The 16,950-nt window shown below is 31.9% G+C and carries 20 protein-coding genes and 1 pseudogene; 11 read left to right on the top strand and 10 right to left on the bottom strand.

Annotation, left to right across the window (positions count from 1 at the left end; all coding sequences use genetic code 11):
• The first annotated feature begins 2 nt into the window (after nucleotides 1–2).
• Entirely contained in the window at nucleotides 3–500 is a 498-nt protein-coding gene (locus tag BT156_RS00990; RefSeq protein WP_072406333.1) for a hypothetical protein, read from the top strand.
• Nucleotides 497–1,960: a LytTR family transcriptional regulator gene (locus BT156_RS00985; protein WP_072406331.1), complete on the top strand. Its 1,464-nt coding sequence runs from the start codon at nucleotides 497–499 to the stop codon at nucleotides 1,958–1,960. The genes BT156_RS00990 and BT156_RS00985 overlap by 4 nt, the downstream gene beginning before the upstream one ends.
• A gap of 58 nt (nucleotides 1,961–2,018) precedes the next feature.
• Here the strand turns inward: BT156_RS00985 and BT156_RS00980 are convergent, their stop codons facing one another.
• A complete protein-coding gene (locus tag BT156_RS00980) occupies nucleotides 2,019–2,969 on the bottom strand; it encodes a bifunctional helix-turn-helix transcriptional regulator/GNAT family N-acetyltransferase (RefSeq protein ID WP_072406329.1) in 951 nt (316 codons plus the stop codon).
• A gap of 173 nt (nucleotides 2,970–3,142) precedes the next feature.
• Nucleotides 3,143–3,313 (bottom strand): lmo0937 family membrane protein, encoded by a 171-nt coding sequence (locus BT156_RS21835; RefSeq protein ID WP_139255387.1) that lies wholly within the window; start codon nucleotides 3,311–3,313, stop codon nucleotides 3,143–3,145.
• 318 nt (nucleotides 3,314–3,631) lie between these two features.
• Between BT156_RS21835 and BT156_RS00975 the strand changes: the two are divergent.
• Nucleotides 3,632–3,847 (top strand): annotated as a pseudogene (locus BT156_RS00975) (tetracycline resistance protein); the annotation flags it as partial.
• Between the two features lie 81 nt (nucleotides 3,848–3,928).
• Here the strand turns inward: BT156_RS00975 and BT156_RS00970 are convergent.
• Entirely contained in the window at nucleotides 3,929–4,414 is a 486-nt protein-coding gene (locus BT156_RS00970; protein WP_072406325.1) for a hypothetical protein, read from the bottom strand.
• Nucleotides 4,415–4,503: 89 nt separating this feature from the next.
• Nucleotides 4,504–5,187 (bottom strand): XRE family transcriptional regulator, encoded by a 684-nt coding sequence (locus BT156_RS00965; protein ID WP_072406323.1) that lies wholly within the window; start codon nucleotides 5,185–5,187, stop codon nucleotides 4,504–4,506.
• A 483-nt stretch (nucleotides 5,188–5,670) separates the two neighbouring features.
• Between BT156_RS00965 and BT156_RS00960 the strand changes: the two genes are divergently transcribed.
• The 5 genes from BT156_RS00960 to BT156_RS00940 all read left to right on the top strand — a co-directional run bounded on the left by BT156_RS00960 (nucleotide 5,671) and on the right by BT156_RS00940 (nucleotide 8,136).
• Nucleotides 5,671–5,994, top strand: a complete 324-nt coding sequence (locus tag BT156_RS00960) for a metalloregulator ArsR/SmtB family transcription factor (RefSeq protein ID WP_072406320.1) — start codon at nucleotides 5,671–5,673, stop codon at nucleotides 5,992–5,994.
• Nucleotides 5,995–5,999: 5 nt separating this feature from the next.
• Nucleotides 6,000–6,473 carry an SRPBCC family protein gene (locus BT156_RS00955; RefSeq protein ID WP_072406318.1) on the top strand — a complete coding sequence of 158 codons (474 nt, stop codon included), beginning with the start codon at nucleotides 6,000–6,002 and terminating at the stop codon, nucleotides 6,471–6,473.
• A 65-nt stretch (nucleotides 6,474–6,538) separates the two neighbouring features.
• Complete coding sequence (locus BT156_RS00950) at nucleotides 6,539–7,117, top strand: YdeI/OmpD-associated family protein (protein ID WP_072406316.1); 579 nt, start codon at nucleotides 6,539–6,541, stop codon at nucleotides 7,115–7,117.
• Nucleotides 7,118–7,135: 18 nt separating this feature from the next.
• Entirely contained in the window at nucleotides 7,136–7,525 is a 390-nt protein-coding gene (locus tag BT156_RS00945; RefSeq protein WP_072406314.1) for a DoxX family protein, read from the top strand.
• 50 nt (nucleotides 7,526–7,575) lie between these two features.
• On the top strand, nucleotides 7,576–8,136 hold the full coding sequence (locus tag BT156_RS00940) for a DUF4256 domain-containing protein (RefSeq protein WP_072406312.1): 561 nt from the start codon (nucleotides 7,576–7,578) through the stop codon (nucleotides 8,134–8,136).
• An 89-nt stretch (nucleotides 8,137–8,225) separates the two neighbouring features.
• Here BT156_RS00940 and BT156_RS00935 read toward each other — a convergent pair whose 3' ends face one another.
• Entirely contained in the window at nucleotides 8,226–9,185 is a 960-nt protein-coding gene (locus BT156_RS00935; protein WP_072406310.1) for a hypothetical protein, read from the bottom strand.
• A 259-nt stretch (nucleotides 9,186–9,444) separates the two neighbouring features.
• Between BT156_RS00935 and BT156_RS00930 the strand changes: the two genes are divergently transcribed.
• Both BT156_RS00930 and BT156_RS00925 read left to right on the top strand, forming a co-directional pair.
• Entirely contained in the window at nucleotides 9,445–9,942 is a 498-nt protein-coding gene (locus BT156_RS00930) for a hypothetical protein (protein WP_072406308.1), read from the top strand.
• A 98-nt stretch (nucleotides 9,943–10,040) separates the two neighbouring features.
• Nucleotides 10,041–10,361, top strand: coding sequence for a hypothetical protein (locus tag BT156_RS00925; RefSeq protein ID WP_072406306.1), 321 nt, complete (start codon nucleotides 10,041–10,043; stop codon nucleotides 10,359–10,361).
• Between the two features lie 35 nt (nucleotides 10,362–10,396).
• Here the strand turns inward: BT156_RS00925 and BT156_RS00920 are convergent, their stop codons facing one another.
• Nucleotides 10,397–11,431 (bottom strand): threonine aldolase family protein, encoded by a 1,035-nt coding sequence (locus BT156_RS00920; RefSeq protein WP_072406304.1) that lies wholly within the window; start codon nucleotides 11,429–11,431, stop codon nucleotides 10,397–10,399.
• Between the two features lie 85 nt (nucleotides 11,432–11,516).
• Here BT156_RS00920 and BT156_RS00915 point away from each other — a divergent pair, with 85 nt between their 5' ends.
• Nucleotides 11,517–12,170 (top strand): metal-dependent transcriptional regulator, encoded by a 654-nt coding sequence (locus tag BT156_RS00915; protein ID WP_072406302.1) that lies wholly within the window; start codon nucleotides 11,517–11,519, stop codon nucleotides 12,168–12,170.
• 148 nt (nucleotides 12,171–12,318) lie between these two features.
• Here BT156_RS00915 and BT156_RS00910 read toward each other — a convergent pair whose 3' ends face one another.
• The 4 genes from BT156_RS00910 to BT156_RS00895 form a co-directional block, all read right to left on the bottom strand.
• A complete protein-coding gene (locus tag BT156_RS00910; RefSeq protein WP_072406300.1) occupies nucleotides 12,319–13,497 on the bottom strand; it encodes an aminotransferase class V-fold PLP-dependent enzyme in 1,179 nt (392 codons plus the stop codon).
• 159 nt (nucleotides 13,498–13,656) lie between these two features.
• Nucleotides 13,657–14,796, bottom strand: a complete 1,140-nt coding sequence (locus BT156_RS00905) for a hypothetical protein (protein WP_072406298.1) — start codon at nucleotides 14,794–14,796, stop codon at nucleotides 13,657–13,659.
• Nucleotides 14,797–14,820: 24 nt separating this feature from the next.
• Nucleotides 14,821–15,723, bottom strand: coding sequence for a TssN family type VI secretion system protein (locus BT156_RS00900; protein WP_072406296.1), 903 nt, complete (start codon nucleotides 15,721–15,723; stop codon nucleotides 14,821–14,823).
• Nucleotides 15,724–15,777: 54 nt separating this feature from the next.
• Nucleotides 15,778–16,719: a type VI secretion system baseplate subunit TssG gene (locus tag BT156_RS00895; protein WP_072406293.1), complete on the bottom strand. Its 942-nt coding sequence runs from the start codon at nucleotides 16,717–16,719 to the stop codon at nucleotides 15,778–15,780.
• Nucleotides 16,720–16,950 lie beyond the last annotated feature (231 nt).

Raw genomic sequence — 16,950 nt, 5'->3', positions numbered from 1 at the left:
TTATGAGTACAATTAAAATTGACGGCGATTTCATAAGAGTTGAGGCCGTATTAGCAGACATTTCTAACAATAATCCTTTTAATTTTAGAAGAGCAGAGATTATTAACATTGAAGAACCAGAAAAATCTTTAAAAGGAATCGTAATTAATGTTTCTAATGATAATCTCGGAAGTCCTTGTATTACACCAGGCATTGAGAATATAACTTACAATTTTATGTTTAAGAATGATCTAAACTGGAAAAGCGGCGATTATGTGAGAATTTCTTTCTTAAATGAAGTAGACTATAGGGAATTTGATAGGCTCCTTCCTTATTTTGAAGCCAGATTAAGAAAATTTGGATATGATCCAACGGATGAACAAACATTTTCAGATTACTCTAAGGCGTGGTGTAAAGTAAAGCCTGCAATGCTTATTGATGACATTTGTAAGGATGCACTTGTCCCTATCCCCCGCCAAACACAAGACGGAGGAGTTGTGAGAGTAGAAGAACTTCCATGAAAGCATTAAAATATATATTTCTTATATTTTCTGCAATCATCATTAAAGCTCAGAGTCTGAACGGTTATCTCGAGAATCAGAAATTTGAAGAGTTCCCCAAAAATATAGTCACAATAAAAAGGAATATTCTTAAAGAAAAATCCTCATTAGAGTTGGCAAAATACAACTATGTTTTGGGCAAAAATTTTGAATATCTCAATCAGGAAGACTCTGCTCTTTACTACTACATGAAAAGCAGGAATCTATTTGGAAAATTAAATTATAAAAATCAGTATCACGATTTGTCGCTGGAAATTCATAAAGTGATTTCCTCACAGGTAAACTACAACAAATATGGATATACTTTTTTTAATGATTATTATAATTATGCCTCCAAAACAAAGTCAAATGAGAGATTAGCATTAGCCTATAATCAAAAAGCAATTGAAAAATTTTATGAATTTGATTTTGATAAAAGAAAGAATATTGATGTTATTGATACCGCCATTAAAGTTTTAGATACCGCTTATACCTATAATAAAAATTCTACCGATCTTGAAACAAGAGTTAAAATTTTAAATAATTTCGGACTTTTTAATTATACAAAAAATGATTTTAAAGAAGCAGAAAAGTTTTTTAATCAAGGAATTGATTTAGCTGAAAAGCATGAAATACAATATGAATTATTCATTCTTTATTACAATTATGGAAATTCATTTTTCATTCAAAAAAAATATAATGAAGCTGTCTATTGGTTTTTGAAAGCTGAAGCAATTCCCATTCGACAATATGAATTAAAATCCAAAAGGCTTCTATATCAGAAGTTAAAGGAAAGTTATGACCATTTGAATAACCATTCAAACCGCAAGAAATATGATTCTCTTTATACTCATTTAAACAAAAAAATAAATGATACAGAGCAAAATATAGCCATCCATCAAATAAACACCCAATATCAGGTAGTTGAAAAGGATAAACAAATCTCCGCCCTAAAAAAAATAGCAATGAATTATCAGGAAAATAAAATACTGTATTTCGTTTTGATAGGAATTGTTTTTCTTATCGCTATGTATTCTTTCATTCGATGGAAAAGGGTAGACTACAGGAAGAAAAAAGTGGATCAGGAAAAAGAGTCTCTACAGATAGAACATACGCAGACCATTCAGGAGTTGGAAAAGGTAAAACAATTGGTCATAGAAGACCATATTGTGCTGAAAAACAGAACAAAGATCTACCTCAAGGAACTTTTATACATCAAGGCGGAAGATCATTATTTACAGCTTTATACATCTAAAAAGAAAGAATTTGTAAGAGGTAAAATTTCTGAAATTATTAAAGAATTACCACCCAATTTCACTCAGGTTCACAGGTCTTTTATCGTCAATAAAAATTCGATTGTCTCCAATAACGGAACCTCCGTTTTTCTGGAAGGAAAAATAGAAATTCCGTTGTCTAGAAATTTTAAAAAGAATATTGAATAATTTATACCAAACTTTAAAATCTCTTTCAAGCCTTCTTTATCGGAGGCTTTTTTATCATTTACAGAATCAATTCCATCTGAATATTACATCTTTTATAAGGAGTGGCATGACCTGCAACTTTTTCAAAACCTAGCTTATAATACAAATTAATAGCAGGTTTAAGAATCGTATTGCTTTCAAGATAAAGCTTTGAAGCACCTAGCTCTCTGGCTGAATCAACAACTTTTTGCCCCAACAGCCAACCTATGCTTTTTCCCTGCGCCTTGGGAGACACAGCCATTTTTGCCATTTCAAAATCGTAATTTCCATCATTCATTTTAATAAGGGCACAGACGCCTAAAGGTTCATCATTGTATAAAGCGACGAATATTTTTCCGCCTTTATCCAGAATATATTCTTTAGGATTATCCAATGCTTTGTAATCGGCTTCCTCCATTTCAAAATACGTGGAAATCCATTCTTCATTCAGAGACCGGAAAGCTTCCTGATATTTTGGCTGATATTCCACAATCTGTACATCTTTACTTTCTCTGTTTTTTTTCTGGTCCAAAACACGCTTAAAAAGAGATTTTTTCTCTAAAAGAAACTCCCATTCGGCTATTGCTTCCCAGAGATTATGTGAAGCCTCGGCAGTCATGCTTTCAATTGCGTTTTCTATGTCAGAACATTGGATTTCTAATGTCTTGGAAACTTCAATTCCTTTTTTAGTCAATCCTACAATATTTCTTCTTTTGTCATCAGATTGTAAGTTTGAATTTACCAGATCAGCTGCCGTCATTTCTTTAATGATCTTGGTGACAGAAGGTTGGGAATGACCGATCTCTTCTGCGATTTCTGTAATTGTTTTTTCGCCATTTTCTATTAAAATAAAAAATACCGGAAACCACTTTGGAGAAAATTCTATATTGTATAATTCATAGATTTTGGCGGCGTCTTCGGTTACTTTTCCTGTCAGTAATCTTAGCCTGCTTCCGATCGCCATTTTTCCTGTTCTGTTATAAAAATCCATCTTGCTTTATTCTCATTTAATAATTAATATAAGCTTTCAATTTACTTAAATAATCAATTACATAATTAATTATGCAAATATAAGAAATATTTTTATTCGAAATTTTTCAACAAAAAAGATGTCCACCGATTGACGAACATCTTTTTAAGATTTAAGATTAATTATTGAAATTTTTAATCAAGCGGTTTTCTGCCCGAAATAATATTATAAAGGATTACAACAATGGCAATTACCAATAAAACATGAATTAAATAACTTGTACTTATTCCCGGTACAATATTTAACATCCCCAATAGCCATACAATAATACAAATGACTGCTACTAACCATAATAAACTTTTCATAATAGTAATTTTTTAAGTGATTTCATTAAATACTAGCATATATTATGCCTTTACAGTTATTTTAATTGATTTTTTTATCAAAATATCATTTTAAATTAAAAATTAATCTATTTAGAAAACAAAAGAAACTAAAGATAAATATCTCTTTAACAATTATTTATCTGCTTGAGTAGATTTAATTACCCAAAAAACCAACAAAGGCTGAAAAAACAATCTTGCTATCCTTTTTTTGTCTGTGTCTAAATCGAAAATATAACCGTCAGTACCTGGGCACTCAACAATGGAAACATTTCAGAATTTTGTGTTTATATTAAAAAACGCAAAATTATGTTATTAAAGAATAAAAAAATTCACAGAACTGGAAAAAAAAACGAAAAATGGCTCCTACATTTTGAAAATGAGATGATTGCAACCGCAGATCTTGTGATCGGCGCTAATGGTGGAATGTCCAAAGCAAGAAAGTATGTAACAGATGCAGAAGTAGAGTATACCGGAACTTTCATTATACAGGGCGAAATTTTTCAACCTAAAATTTGATGATTACAATTATTTAAATAGTTGCTAAGTACAAAGAATACCTTCCTTGTACTTAGCAACAACTATTATTTATAGTTTTTAAATTCCAATAGTTTTTAAGGCGCTACCAGTTAAATATATTTCATCTAAAACACTAAATGATTCAATATCATTAAATGTTGAACATTTTAAATCATTTTTATTAAAGGACAATTCAATAGAATTATTGTAGGAAGCAACAATCCTGACGACGGAATATCCATTATATTCAATATCAAATCCTTCAAAAAAGCAGTTTCGTTCCGCCATTTGATATATTTTGTTTTCATCAAATGCAAGTCCATCATTTTTTCCCCCTTTATTATGCTTTAGTGTTTTCCATACCCTATAGTTTTTGGGTTCCTTAAGTACATTTCCATCAGTGTCTACCGGAATAAACATTCCAAGAGTCAAAGGCATTTTTAGGAAATTAGCATAATTATTCATCAAACTTAATGTTTGAAGATCTGCATATCCTTCGTTTAAATAGTATTCAATAACAAAAGTTGTCATCGGAATCAGCTTGTGAGAAGCATCAGTCGGCATAACCTGTCAATTTTTTGGAAAAATAAATATAATATTAAAAATTTAACCACAAACAATATTCTGATACTTTTGCGGTTTAAACAAATTCATTATGAGAATTCTCCCGGGAAAATTCCTGATGCATATTGCCATACTTCCAAAATTTCCTCAAAAGGAATTTCATATGGCTCATAAAATGTATTATCTGAAGCAACAGTGATAGAATTTTTATTTTTTGCCTTCAGTCTTTTATAAGTAATTCCATCGTTTAATGTGACAAAAATATAAGAAGTTCCTGATTTTAGATCACTAATTCCTTCCATATATTTCCCTATAATAAATGATCCGTCCTTAAACGGTGGCATAGAATCTCCACTGGCAGGAAAAGCTCTGAATTTTCCATTTTTGAGGAAAGGTAAAGAAATCGTCTCCAGACTTTCAATATATTCAGGATCGCTGTAGCCTCTCAAGTAGCCCATAGATGCTTTCTGAGGAATAATTTCAATACTTTCATTTCCATTCTGATCTACCACAACAGGCAATACAATCCTGTTATCGGGAAGCTTCAGCATATCATCCAAAGGATATTTTATAAGGTCTACAGACAACAAAAGATCGATGCTGACATGAAATAATCTTGAAATCCTGATCAATACATCAACAGGAGGCTTAGATCTACCTTTTTCGTAGGAAATATATCGTGAAGTGGTTATCGTAATCTGCTCAGACAATTCGCGCTGGGTGATTCCTAATTTACCTCGCAAAAGCCTGATGTTTTCTGAAAAAATTGACATTATTAAAAATTAGATCCGCGAAAATACAAATTGTTTAAAGGAGATCATTACAGTTTTACTGTAAAAAAATATTTTCTGTTCATTTTTATATCTTCATTTTTCTATATTTATTCGAAAATTGAATCTATAAATTAATAGAATTTGCATCGACATCTAGTGATTAGGTAAATCATTAATAGTATAAATAAAATATACACCATATTCAATTTAACATAATATTAATTATAGGACTTTTAAAATCACCATACAAGAAGAGTATACCCTTGTGTTTTAATTAAAAAAGCATAAAATTATACAGGACCCATTTTCGCTTAATCATGCACTATCCATACAATTAGATAGCATTATACCTGACTTAAAGTGAGCGCTTTATTTGACGCTCTATTAATCTCATCTTTTTAATCATTAAAAATCAATATTTTACATAAATAAATTTGCGTAGTCAAATAACTTCATATATATTTGTAGTTAAATAACTTCATAATGAATTTAAGACGAGATGTTTTTCAGGCCATAGCCGATCCTACAAGAAGATCGATTCTTATGTTGGTTGCCACGCAGTCTATGACTGCCGGTGCTATTGCTTCAAATTTTGATTCAGCCAGACCTACTGTTTCAAAGCATCTGCAGATCCTTGCAGAATGTGAATTATTAACTCAGGAACAAAATGGCCGCGAAATGATCTATCATCTCAATCTAAATAAAATGAAAGAAATTGCCAATTTTATCGAACCTTTCCGCCAAATGTGGGACGAAAAATTCAATAAATTAGAAAGCGTAATGAAAGCCTATCAGCAGAAAAAATAGAAAATATGGAACTAAAAACGAAAATCCAGGCCGAAGACAACAAACAGGAAATCCTTATTACAAGAGAGTTTGATTTGCCTTTAGAACTATTATTCAAAGCCTATACAGAAGCCGAATTGGTTGAACAATGGATGGGAACAAAAGTTTTAAAACTTGAAAATCAACAACATGGCGGATATCAGTTTGAAACATCAAATCCTCAGGGCGATATAGTTTTCCGCGCCAACGGGACAATCCATGAATTTATCCCAAATCAGAGAATTACCAGAACTTTTCAGATGGAAAACACTCCATTTCCTGTTCAGTTAGAATTTTTAGACTTTGAAAAATTAACCGACAATACCAGCAAAATAGCAATACATACTATCTATAAATCAATTGATTATAGAGATAAAATCTTAAAACTTCCATTTGCTCAAGGTTTAAATATGGCTCACAATCGTCTACAGGAAATTTTTTCTAAAGATGCTGGAAATTAAAGTTTATTTTTAATATTCACGATTGATCATTCATAATTTATAACTCTTAATTCATAACTAAAAACATGAACCCAAAAGTTGATTTCTTTTTTGACCAAGCCAAACAATGGCAGATAGAATTTGAAAAATTAAGAGCAATAGCTCTGGAAACGGGACTTGAGGAAGATTTAAAATGGGGATGCCCCTGTTACACATATCATAGCAAAAATATTTTTCTGATTCATGGATTTAAAGAATATTGCGCACTCCTATTTTTCAAAGGTGCTTTGATGAATGATTCCGACAATATTTTAGTCCAACAATCTGAAAATGTGCAGGCTGCGAGACAGATTCGATTTACGGATTTAAAAGAAATTGCTGATCTAGAGAAAGTTATCAAAACTTACATGTTTGAAGCTCTTGAAGTAGAAAAATCAGGCATAAAAGTAAAAATGAAAGAAACCAAACAATTTGAAATGATTGAAGAGTTTCAAAAAAAATTAAAGGAAAATTTAGTCTTAAAAGAAGCTTTTGAAGCATTAACTCCCGGAAGGCAAAGAGCTTATCTGCTCTACTTTTCATCTGCAAAACAAGCGAAAACCCGCGAGTTGAGAATTGAAAAATGTATTCCTGACATACTTATCGGAAAAGGCATAAATGATTAATTACTAAATAATTATAAAATGGAAACACAAAATAAATCACAGAAAAGAAATAAGATTATCTACTGGATTTTCACTCTTTGGATGTCTTTGGGAATGGTTTCAACAGCCATTGTTCAACTGATGAAAAATAAGGATGAAGTAGAAAATTTCACAAAACTAGGTTATCCAATTTACCTGATGGCCATCATCGGAATCTGGAAAATATTAGGAGTTATTGTGGCTCTAATTCCGAAATATCCACTGTTAAAAGAATGGGCTTATGCCGGATTTTTCTTCGCTATGTCTGGAGCTTTAGTTTCGCATATCATTGTCGGAGACCCGATTGGTAAAACTTTTCCGCCATTATTACTTCTTATTATTACCTGTATTTCTTGGTATTTCAGACCATCAGACAGAAAATTTATTTAATTATTTTTGAATACATTTAAACTTTAATTTCTAACACAAATATCATCCGTATGAAAAACAATAAGAGTCTACCCTCAGATCAGGCAGAAGCTTTACTTAAAACATTAAAGATTCGTTTTGAAAAAAATATGAATCGTCATAAAGGTCTTGATTGGGATAAAATTCAGTCAAAACTGGAAGAAAATCCTGATAAACTCTGGTCTTTGAACGAAATGGAAGAAACCGAAGGCGAGCCGGATGTTGTTGATTATGACAAAAAAAATGACGAATACGTCTTCTTTGATTGTTCCGTAGAAAGCCCAAAACGCAGAAGTCTTTGCTATGATTATCAGGCCTGGGAAGCAAGAAAAGCCAATAAACCTGAAAGTAATGTGATCGATAAAGCCTCAGAAATGGGCATTGAACTATTATCAGAAGAGCAATATCGCCAACTCCAAGAGCTCGGAAAATTTGATTTAAAAACTTCAAGTTGGATAAAAACTCCTGCCAATATTAGAGAATTGGGTGGCGCTATTTTCTGTGATCGCCGTTACAATACCGTTTTCACGTACCATAACGGCGCTGATTCTTATTATGCTGCGAGAGGTTTTCGTGGCTGTTTGAAAGTATAATAAAAAAATAATTAAAACATTAAAATTCAATAGAGTAAATCTTCATTAAATTTAACTTCTTAAAATAATTATTAATGGTTTAAAATCAATCATGAATCTTTCAGCCAAGGAGATTCTACGCTCCAAAATATTATGTTAACTCCCAAATAATTTTCTGTATACTCTACAAACTCTTCTTTTGTAAAAGGCTTTTTCGTCTTTGGATTTTTATAAGTCAGCGTCGGTTCCTGTACTGCCATCGCTACCAAAGATAATTTTCCCTTATATTTATTAAAGAACGGATATGAATTTTTTATCTGTGCATTTTTATTTGGGACAATATCGGGTCCGCCCAAACCTACATTATTTTTTTTCGCAAATTCAAATAATCTGGACATATATTTATGATCATTTTCCCATTCACACGGGAAAAAATTTACATATTGTAAAACGTAAGATTTTTTGAAAGCACTTCTTGCAAATTTTAAATTATCAAGCTCAGCATGAAAATATGTATCACAGCTAAAACCTGTTTTATCTCTTTTTATTTCAATATCGATAGCAGTTTCCGGTAAATTGATTCCTTGGATTTTTCCATCAAATTTTTTCGCCAACTCTCCTATCAGTTTTTGAAATCTTTGTTGAACTGCAGGATTCCATTGTTGAGTAGCCCAACCATTTCCAATCGGTTTATTTTCTCCGGGATTATCAAATTGGGGAACCAAACCTCCCGTATATTCTTTTTCATTTAAAATATAATCAGGTACATATCTCGCTTCCGGTTCAAAAAATCTGTCTTGAAGTTGAATGAATAATTTTCTATTCAATTGGGTCAAATATTCCAAATCTTTTTCAATTCTCGAAAAATCATACACATCTTTCGCCGTTTCTAAGGATTTCCAATTATAAACAATCTGAACTCCTCCAATATCTTTTCTGGTGATGAGCTTTTCAATTTTCTGAAGATCTCCTGAAGATGTATAAATATAATTTTGTGGAGTTTCTGCTTTTAATTGATTAAGTTCAAAAATAAATACAAAAGCAAAAATAATTTTAAGCAAATTTTTCATAACAATGAATTTTTAAATTATCACAAACATTAATCATGCCTTAATTTGTTTTTCTGTGTACGAATATTTATTCGGAAATATTTTTTTTAAGCGATTCTCAGCGATTAGGAAAACCATTCATAAATTTATTATTATTGATTAAATTAAAATCACAAATACATTTAAAACTAAATATTATTTTTAATTTATATTTAATTATATTAAAAATAGTATTATTATTTTAGCAGCACGAAATTTGATTTAACATAATAAAAAAGGTATGAAAAAATTAATCTTATTAAGTTCGGTATCATTTTTTTTGATGAACTGTAATAAAAAAACGGAAACTATAACTCCAAAAACAGATGTGGATACATTAGCAACAACTGAACCTGTAGTTGATACATTAGGCTCAAAATCATTCTGCTATTTAGGAGTTGTTGGAAAAGACAGTGTTTTTGCTACTATTGATGATAATTTAGGAACAATAACAGGAAAATTATCTTATAAAAACAGCGAAAAAGACAGTTCTACAGGAACTTTATCCGGAATAAAATCTGGCGATACACTTAAGCTGACTTATGAGTTTGCCGCAGAAGGCAAATCTGGAAATACAAACGACATTTATTTTCTACAGAAAAAAGACGCAATAATTGAAGGTATCGGTGAGAGAGATTCTCAGACAGGCACTAAATTCGTTAATGAAAACAAAATAAAATACGAAGGAACAGGATATAAATTAGTTGATTGTAAACTGGTTGAGAAAGCATTAAAATAAAACATCAATTATTCCCTAATTATTGAAATAAATTGCATGGTATTTGCTATAGTACGGGCTCACACTCATACTAATAAAAAATATTAATAACAAACACTATGCAAAGTTTAAATTTTAAACCGTTTTCGAAAAATGAATTGATTGATGGACTGAAGAAAACGTTTCCACAATATAAAATTCAGACAAGTTTTGGAGCTCTTCAAGTAAGAACAAGTGGATTTACACTAACAGGAAATGTAAAAATAAATGCTAAACCCGAAACTGGTAAAGTAATTACTGAGACAGCTTCAGATTCAGCTTTGTTATATCTTATTTTTTGTTTCCCGATCGGTATTTATATGTACATGAAAAAGGAAAAGATTAAAAAACTTGAGAATGAAGTTATTGAAGGTATCAAGAAGATACTTGTCGAGAATTAAAAATAAAAACAGCCTGTTTTAGGCTGTTTTTTTAGTTATGATAATTCGCTATTAATGATTTCAATAAAACCATTTACAGGTTCATCTCCTGTATTCCAGGAAGTTATAAGTCGGATCGCAGAATTATTTTCATCAATCTTTTTCCAAACGTAAAATTCAAATTTCTCAGATAAGACCTGAATCAGGTCATTGCTTAAAATGGGGAAAATCTGATTGGTATACGTATCAGAAAGAAACTGAACTCCTTTTTCCTGCATGGCATTTTTGATCTTCATCGCCTGCCGATTAGCATGTTTTGCCAGATCAAAATACAGATCATTTTTCATCAGCTCTAAAAACTGAATTCCCAATAATCTTCCTTTTGCCAATAAAGCTCCTTTTTGTTTGATATTAAAACCAAAATCTTGTTTAAGTTCTTGATTATTAATAACAATCGCCTCTCCTATCAACGCTCCGTTTTTGGTTCCGCCTAAATAAAAAATATCCGTTAGTTCCGCTACTTTTTCTAAAGTCAGATCACTGATCTCAGATGTTAATCCATGTCCAAGCCTTGCTCCATCCATAAATAAATATAGCCCGTTTTTCTTACAAAAAGCAGATAAATCTTCTAATTCCTGTGCATTATAGATCGTTCCCAACTCCGTAGAATTCGATATATAAACCAATTTCGGCATTACCTGATGCGGAACATTCTGATGACTTTCCAAAACAGGAGTAATATCCGATGGTCTTAATTTTCCATCTTCGGTTTCAATATTCAAAATTTTATGTCCTGTAGCCTCGATGGCTCCGGTTTCATTATTTAAAATATGCCCTGTAGAAGCCGAAATTGCACACTGATAAGGTCTTAAAATAGAAGAAATTACAATTAAATTAGCCTGTGTTCCTCCAGAAACAAAATAAATGTCCGAATTTGGATTTTTAATTTTTTCTTTAATTAATTCTTTAGCCTGTAAAGAATATTCGTCTTCGCCATAGCCAGCCTGCTGATCGAGATTGCTTTGTAAAAGTGCCTGCAAGATATTCGGGTGGCATCCCTCTGAATAGTCGTTTTTAAATGAAAATTTCATACAGTAAAATTAAAAAAAGTTAAATTAACAAGACCTGAATTTTAATAATATTTTGTTAGATTTGTATTGAAAATCATCTAACATTTTGAAAACAACATTAACAGAAGAAAATTATCTGAAAGCTTTGTTTCATTTAGTTGACAATGAGGGAAAGGTTACGATTAACGAGCTTAGCAAATTTTTAAATGTAAAAATGCCGAGCGTCAATAACATGATGAAGAAATTCTCAGACAAAAGTTGGGTAATTTACGAAACCTACAAACCTCTCAGAGTCACTGAAAAAGGAAGAAGGGAAGCTGCTTTAGTTGTGCGTAAACACAGACTTACCGAAATGTTTTTGGTGAAAAAAATGAATTTTGGCTGGGAAAATGTACACGAAATCGCAGAACAGCTTGAGCACGTGCACTCTACTATTTTCTTTGACAAGATGGATGAAATATTAGATCATCCAAAGTTTGATCCGCATGGAGAGCCAATTCCTGATAAAGACGGAAATATTATTGCTCAGGATTTACAGAAATTGAGCGTATGCAATGTTGGAGAAACAGTAGTTTTTGCTTCCGTAACGCTTTCGGATGACGCTTTTCTGAATTATTTAACTGAAAGAAAACTGTTGCTGAATACCAAAATAAAAATTATTAAAATTGAAAGTTTTGACAGATCTGTAACGGTTGAAGTTGAAGGAAAACATGAAGTTTTAAGTAAAAAAGCGACTGAAAAAATATTAGTTAAAAAGTAAATTATTTTTTCCGCCATTAATTTTATACAGATGCTTCAACTCCGCTCAGCATGACATTGCGAATACTAAGTGTTTTATAATAACGTACTTTTTTAGTGATGTCATGCTGAGCGGAGTCGAAGCATCTAAAAATCTATAAAGTTCTAAATTACTTCAAACTATTCTTTAAAATTTCAGAAACAGTTTCAATTTCTTCCATGTTGTTGAAATAATGTGGTGAAAGTCTTACTATTCCATTCACATTTTTGTTGGTAAAATCAATCAAAGCTGAGTTTTTATAGGTCACAGAAAAAAATATATTATTTTCTTTTAAAACCTTCTGAATATTTTCAAGATCACCATCAGGACCACAAAATGTGATGATACTGCTCAGTTTATTCCCCCAGTCCCAAACCTTGAAACCGCTATTTTTAAGGTTTTCTCTCAATTTTCCAGATAAATTTTTGTTATAATTTTCAATATTAGCTAAGCCAACATTATTTGCATATTTTACAGCTTCCATAAAACCTAACAACGAACCATAAGAAATTTCCCAGTGCTCGAATCTTTTTGCCGTTTTAAATAATTCATAATCATCATATTCCGTCCAGTTGGCACCTCGCATATCTAACAATAAGGGCGCATAATTTTGCTCTAAAACTCTGTCCGAAACATATAGAAAACCTGTTCCTCTTGGTCCACGCATGAATTTTCTTCCTGTTGCTGTCAGAAAATCACAATCAATTTTCTCAACATCAACAACCATTTGTCCAACAGATTGACAAGCATCAACCAAATACAAAACATCATATTGACGGCAAATTTTCCCAACACCTTCTACATCTTGAATTAAACCTGAATTTGTTGGGATATGCGTAACCGCAACTAATTTTGGATTATGCTGTTTGATCAAGTTTTCTAAATCCTCAAAATCCAATTCATTATCTGAAAGATTTTTTGTTCTTATTACTTTTATATTTAATTTTTTCTGAAGCGAAATAAAAGTGATCTGATTTGAAATATAATCATCTACAGTGGTAATGATTACGTCTCCTTCTTTGAAAGCTATGCTTGACAAAGCCTTTGTATAAGCATCTGTTGCACTGGTTGCAAAAGCAATATTTGAAGATTGACAATTGATCAGTTTTGCAGTTTCTTCATAAAACTCTTCCAATAAAGTGGCATTTCGGTTAGCGACTTCATATCCTCCAAATTGTTCTTCCTTATGAAAATAATCAACCATAGAATCAACAACTACCTTTGGCATTAATGATGACCCGGCATTGTTTAGAAATATTTTATTATCAGATAAACCTTTTGTATCTTGTCTTATTTGGTCTAAATTCATTTTTTTATTTTTTTTCCCCCACAGATATCAACGATTTACGCAGATGATTGCGTATACTATTCGCTAAAAACCTGTAAGAATTTAATCGAACAATTTTATACAAAAAATCCCGAATTATTACGTTCGGGATTAAATATTTTTATGAAAGTGATTATAAAATTAATCTAAAACACTCCAACCTCTTTTTGGATTGTTATTTGAAGAAACTTCCTGTTCGTTAACAATGATATTTTCTTTTCTCTGACCAATGTAATCTAATTCGCTTAATTTAGAGAAAATTGTTTCTAAACTTCTCAACATTTGCTGAATATAAAGAAGCGGTTCGCCACAATTATGATGATCGTAGTTCGTTTCCGCAACGATCGATAACTGGTTTAATAATGTATGAGGAGCAATTTCACTCCATTCTAAGCTATAATTCAACATTTCTTCCAATTCTGCAGGAACCAAAACCTGAGTAGAATTGTATAAATGAAGCGCCAGTTTTGCAAAAGATTCAATTAAAAATACAGGCGGTTGCCAAGGAATGATGTTTCTGAATTGGAAATACATATCTCCAAAAGTATTGACCATTGTAGTACACAAGAACTTAACGTTCTGAGCTAGAGCAGTATTTTGGTTTTTATGAGAAGCTTTCTGAACAATCTTAAAGGCATATTGCTGTAGATTTCCGATCGATTTTGCATAGCTGTTGTAATAATCCAACAAAGCCGGATGACTTTGAATAGACGTACAAGGCGGAATAAAATTAGAATCTACCTGCGCGATATTTCCTTTTAGATCAACCTTTCCAACGATCAGATAATTCCCTCCTGAGTAGCTGCTGTTCAAAGAAGTTACGGGAAGCAACTCGATATGATGATTTGGCTGTGCATTGGGATGACGAGGCGGAATTTCTTCAGGATCGATATCTCCAAACGGAACTTTATCAAACGGATTAACGGAAATTAGGATATAATATTCACCATCAGCCTGTTCTTCATTCATTGATTTGGCTAACGATTTTACGCTTACTCTCCTATCATTCAATTCAACTCTATATCCAGCCAAAGTCACTGCGCTACAATGCTTTATGACTAACTGAACGTCATTTGTTGCTGTATTGTGAACATCAAAAATAGTTTTGTCGGTAAACTCGTTCGGGATTGGTAAAAGTCCGTAATTATATGTTGTGATCGCCAAAGAATTTGAATCTCTGATGGTATCTATTAGAAAATTATCCTGATCATTCAGGTGTCTTTGGGAAACTTTCATCCCATCAACCCAATTGATTGCAAAATGTTTTATAGGCTGTATCATAGTTAATACTTTTAAAATTTGTGATTATGGTTTTCTCGTAATTCCTTCTTCTTCATGCTGGATAACTCTTTTGCAGATTACCACTTCATTTTCTGAAATGCCGTTTGCAGAAATATCCATATCAAAATCAATATATCTTCTGAAACTGAAAAACGATTTTTTTGTATAAAAGATCCAGTAATACGGTTCTTTTTCAATGTCTGACAAATGAATGATAGATCCCGGATTTTTGTGATTATAATCATCCACTACTCTATAAAACCAGTCTCCGAAAGTTACTCCGGTCGGTAAAGTTTTAGCTTTAATTCTAAATCTGTTGGCATCTTCGAGGTTTTTGCTAAGCTCAACATTCAATACCATTAATCTATCAAAATCCGCGCCTTCAAAGTCAGGAAGTCTCTGATCCGGTGAATATCTCCAGGTTTTATAAATATCAAACGGAATACTGATAAACTGAATATAGCAATAGTAAAATACCATCGGAACCAAAAAGATCAGCATACTCGTTGCAGACATAATGGCATAACCCGTTCCTTTGCTCATCCAATTAAAAATCAGGTAAAAAAGATATCCTCCGAAAGCAATACACGTCAATGAAAGTATTGATTCAAACAAAATACTCATCGACACAGATTCAATATGTTTTTTGAAATATTTATCTAATAAATTAACGTGGATAATCCCAAAAATAAGGTAAATAATCTGTGCAATAAGATACCAGTACGGATTAAACAAGTTCCCCGCAAACCCGAACAAACCAGGCAAAGCAAGGCACAAACCGCAAAGCAGAACGTATATGATGATTACTTTAATTTTAATAGCAGGTTTGTTTCTTCTGATTACCCCGAGGATAATCATCATTATAATTGCTATTAACGGCATTAAAATATACCTAAAAAAGATCCCTTTAACTGAAGAAATTTCCATTTGTTTCTTTTCGAATTTATATTTTGTTGGTGATTGTAAATATAATAAAATATTTTACAGAAAGGTAGAGTATCCGAGGCGGTTTGCATTTCTGCCATCATCCTCAAGCATAAATGAATATTCTTTCTTTTCTGTGATAAAATTTTCTTCCACGTCTACACTTACAGGAAGAAAATAATCATATAAAGCCTGAAGCACTTTTCTGAACGGGTTTCCATGAATATATTTTTTCATATCCGAATACGGAATCGGGCCGATATTCACTACCCAATTTCGCTGGCCGTCCATATGTTTCCCACTCGGAATGTAAGTAACTCCCAATTTTGAATTTCCCAATAGCATAGAATCATCATTTTCCCCTATTCCATCAATAACATTTGGGGCAAAAGTTACTTCTACAGGCACTTGTAAAAATGCCGTCATACATCTTTCAAACCACTTTTTATCTCCTCTTATCTGATGAAAAAACGGTAAAATGTAGATAAAAATATAAGCATTTTGTTTGTCAAGCATTTTCACCAAAGGCCAAAGTTCACTGACGGTTTCTAGCAAAGTATCAGTATCGCTGGTAAGGTCAAAATCGAATTCTTTAAGCAAAGCACTGACTTCCGTGAAGAAAACTTCCAGTTCAAAAGGCTGGAAAAACTTTCTGGCATCATCTTCTACTCTTTTCTGCTTGCGTATTTCCTTAACAACGCTTTCTATATTTTTTCTCGTAGCACCCAATGAAGGCGGATGAAAAAGCCCTTCAGGAAGGTAATCGTAAATTCCTTCCCTGTACGTTTCTATCGTAAAAACTTCTTCATCAAAACCTAAATAACTGCTCGAAATATTTTTAATATCCTTTAAATAAGCCCTGTCATTGATCCCGATCCTATCAATAAAGATATTGCTTACCGCTCTGTGATATTTCAGCAGATTCACCGCGACAGCTTCAGCCTTGAAATCTGTCTGCAGCTTATTGTAATACATATCTACAATATTATTCTCATACATAGTGTTTCCTGTGATTATTTGGCTTGTAAAGGTAATATATCTCTAATTATTGAAAAAGCATTTCCTCAATAAATTTCTTCTAAAAATACTAATTTATTAACATTAAAAAGAATAATATACTACAATATCCGTGAAAATACGGTAAAAATATAAACTCTGAATTTATACGATGTTCATTATTATAAATTTAACCATTAAGATTTATTTAAGTTGTTAAGAATAGTACATTTC

The organism is Chryseobacterium limigenitum (assembly GCF_900114875.1).
GTDB classification, from domain to species: Bacteria; Bacteroidota; Bacteroidia; order Flavobacteriales; family Weeksellaceae; genus Chryseobacterium; species Chryseobacterium limigenitum.
This window is presented reverse-complemented; position numbering and strand designations above follow the sequence as displayed.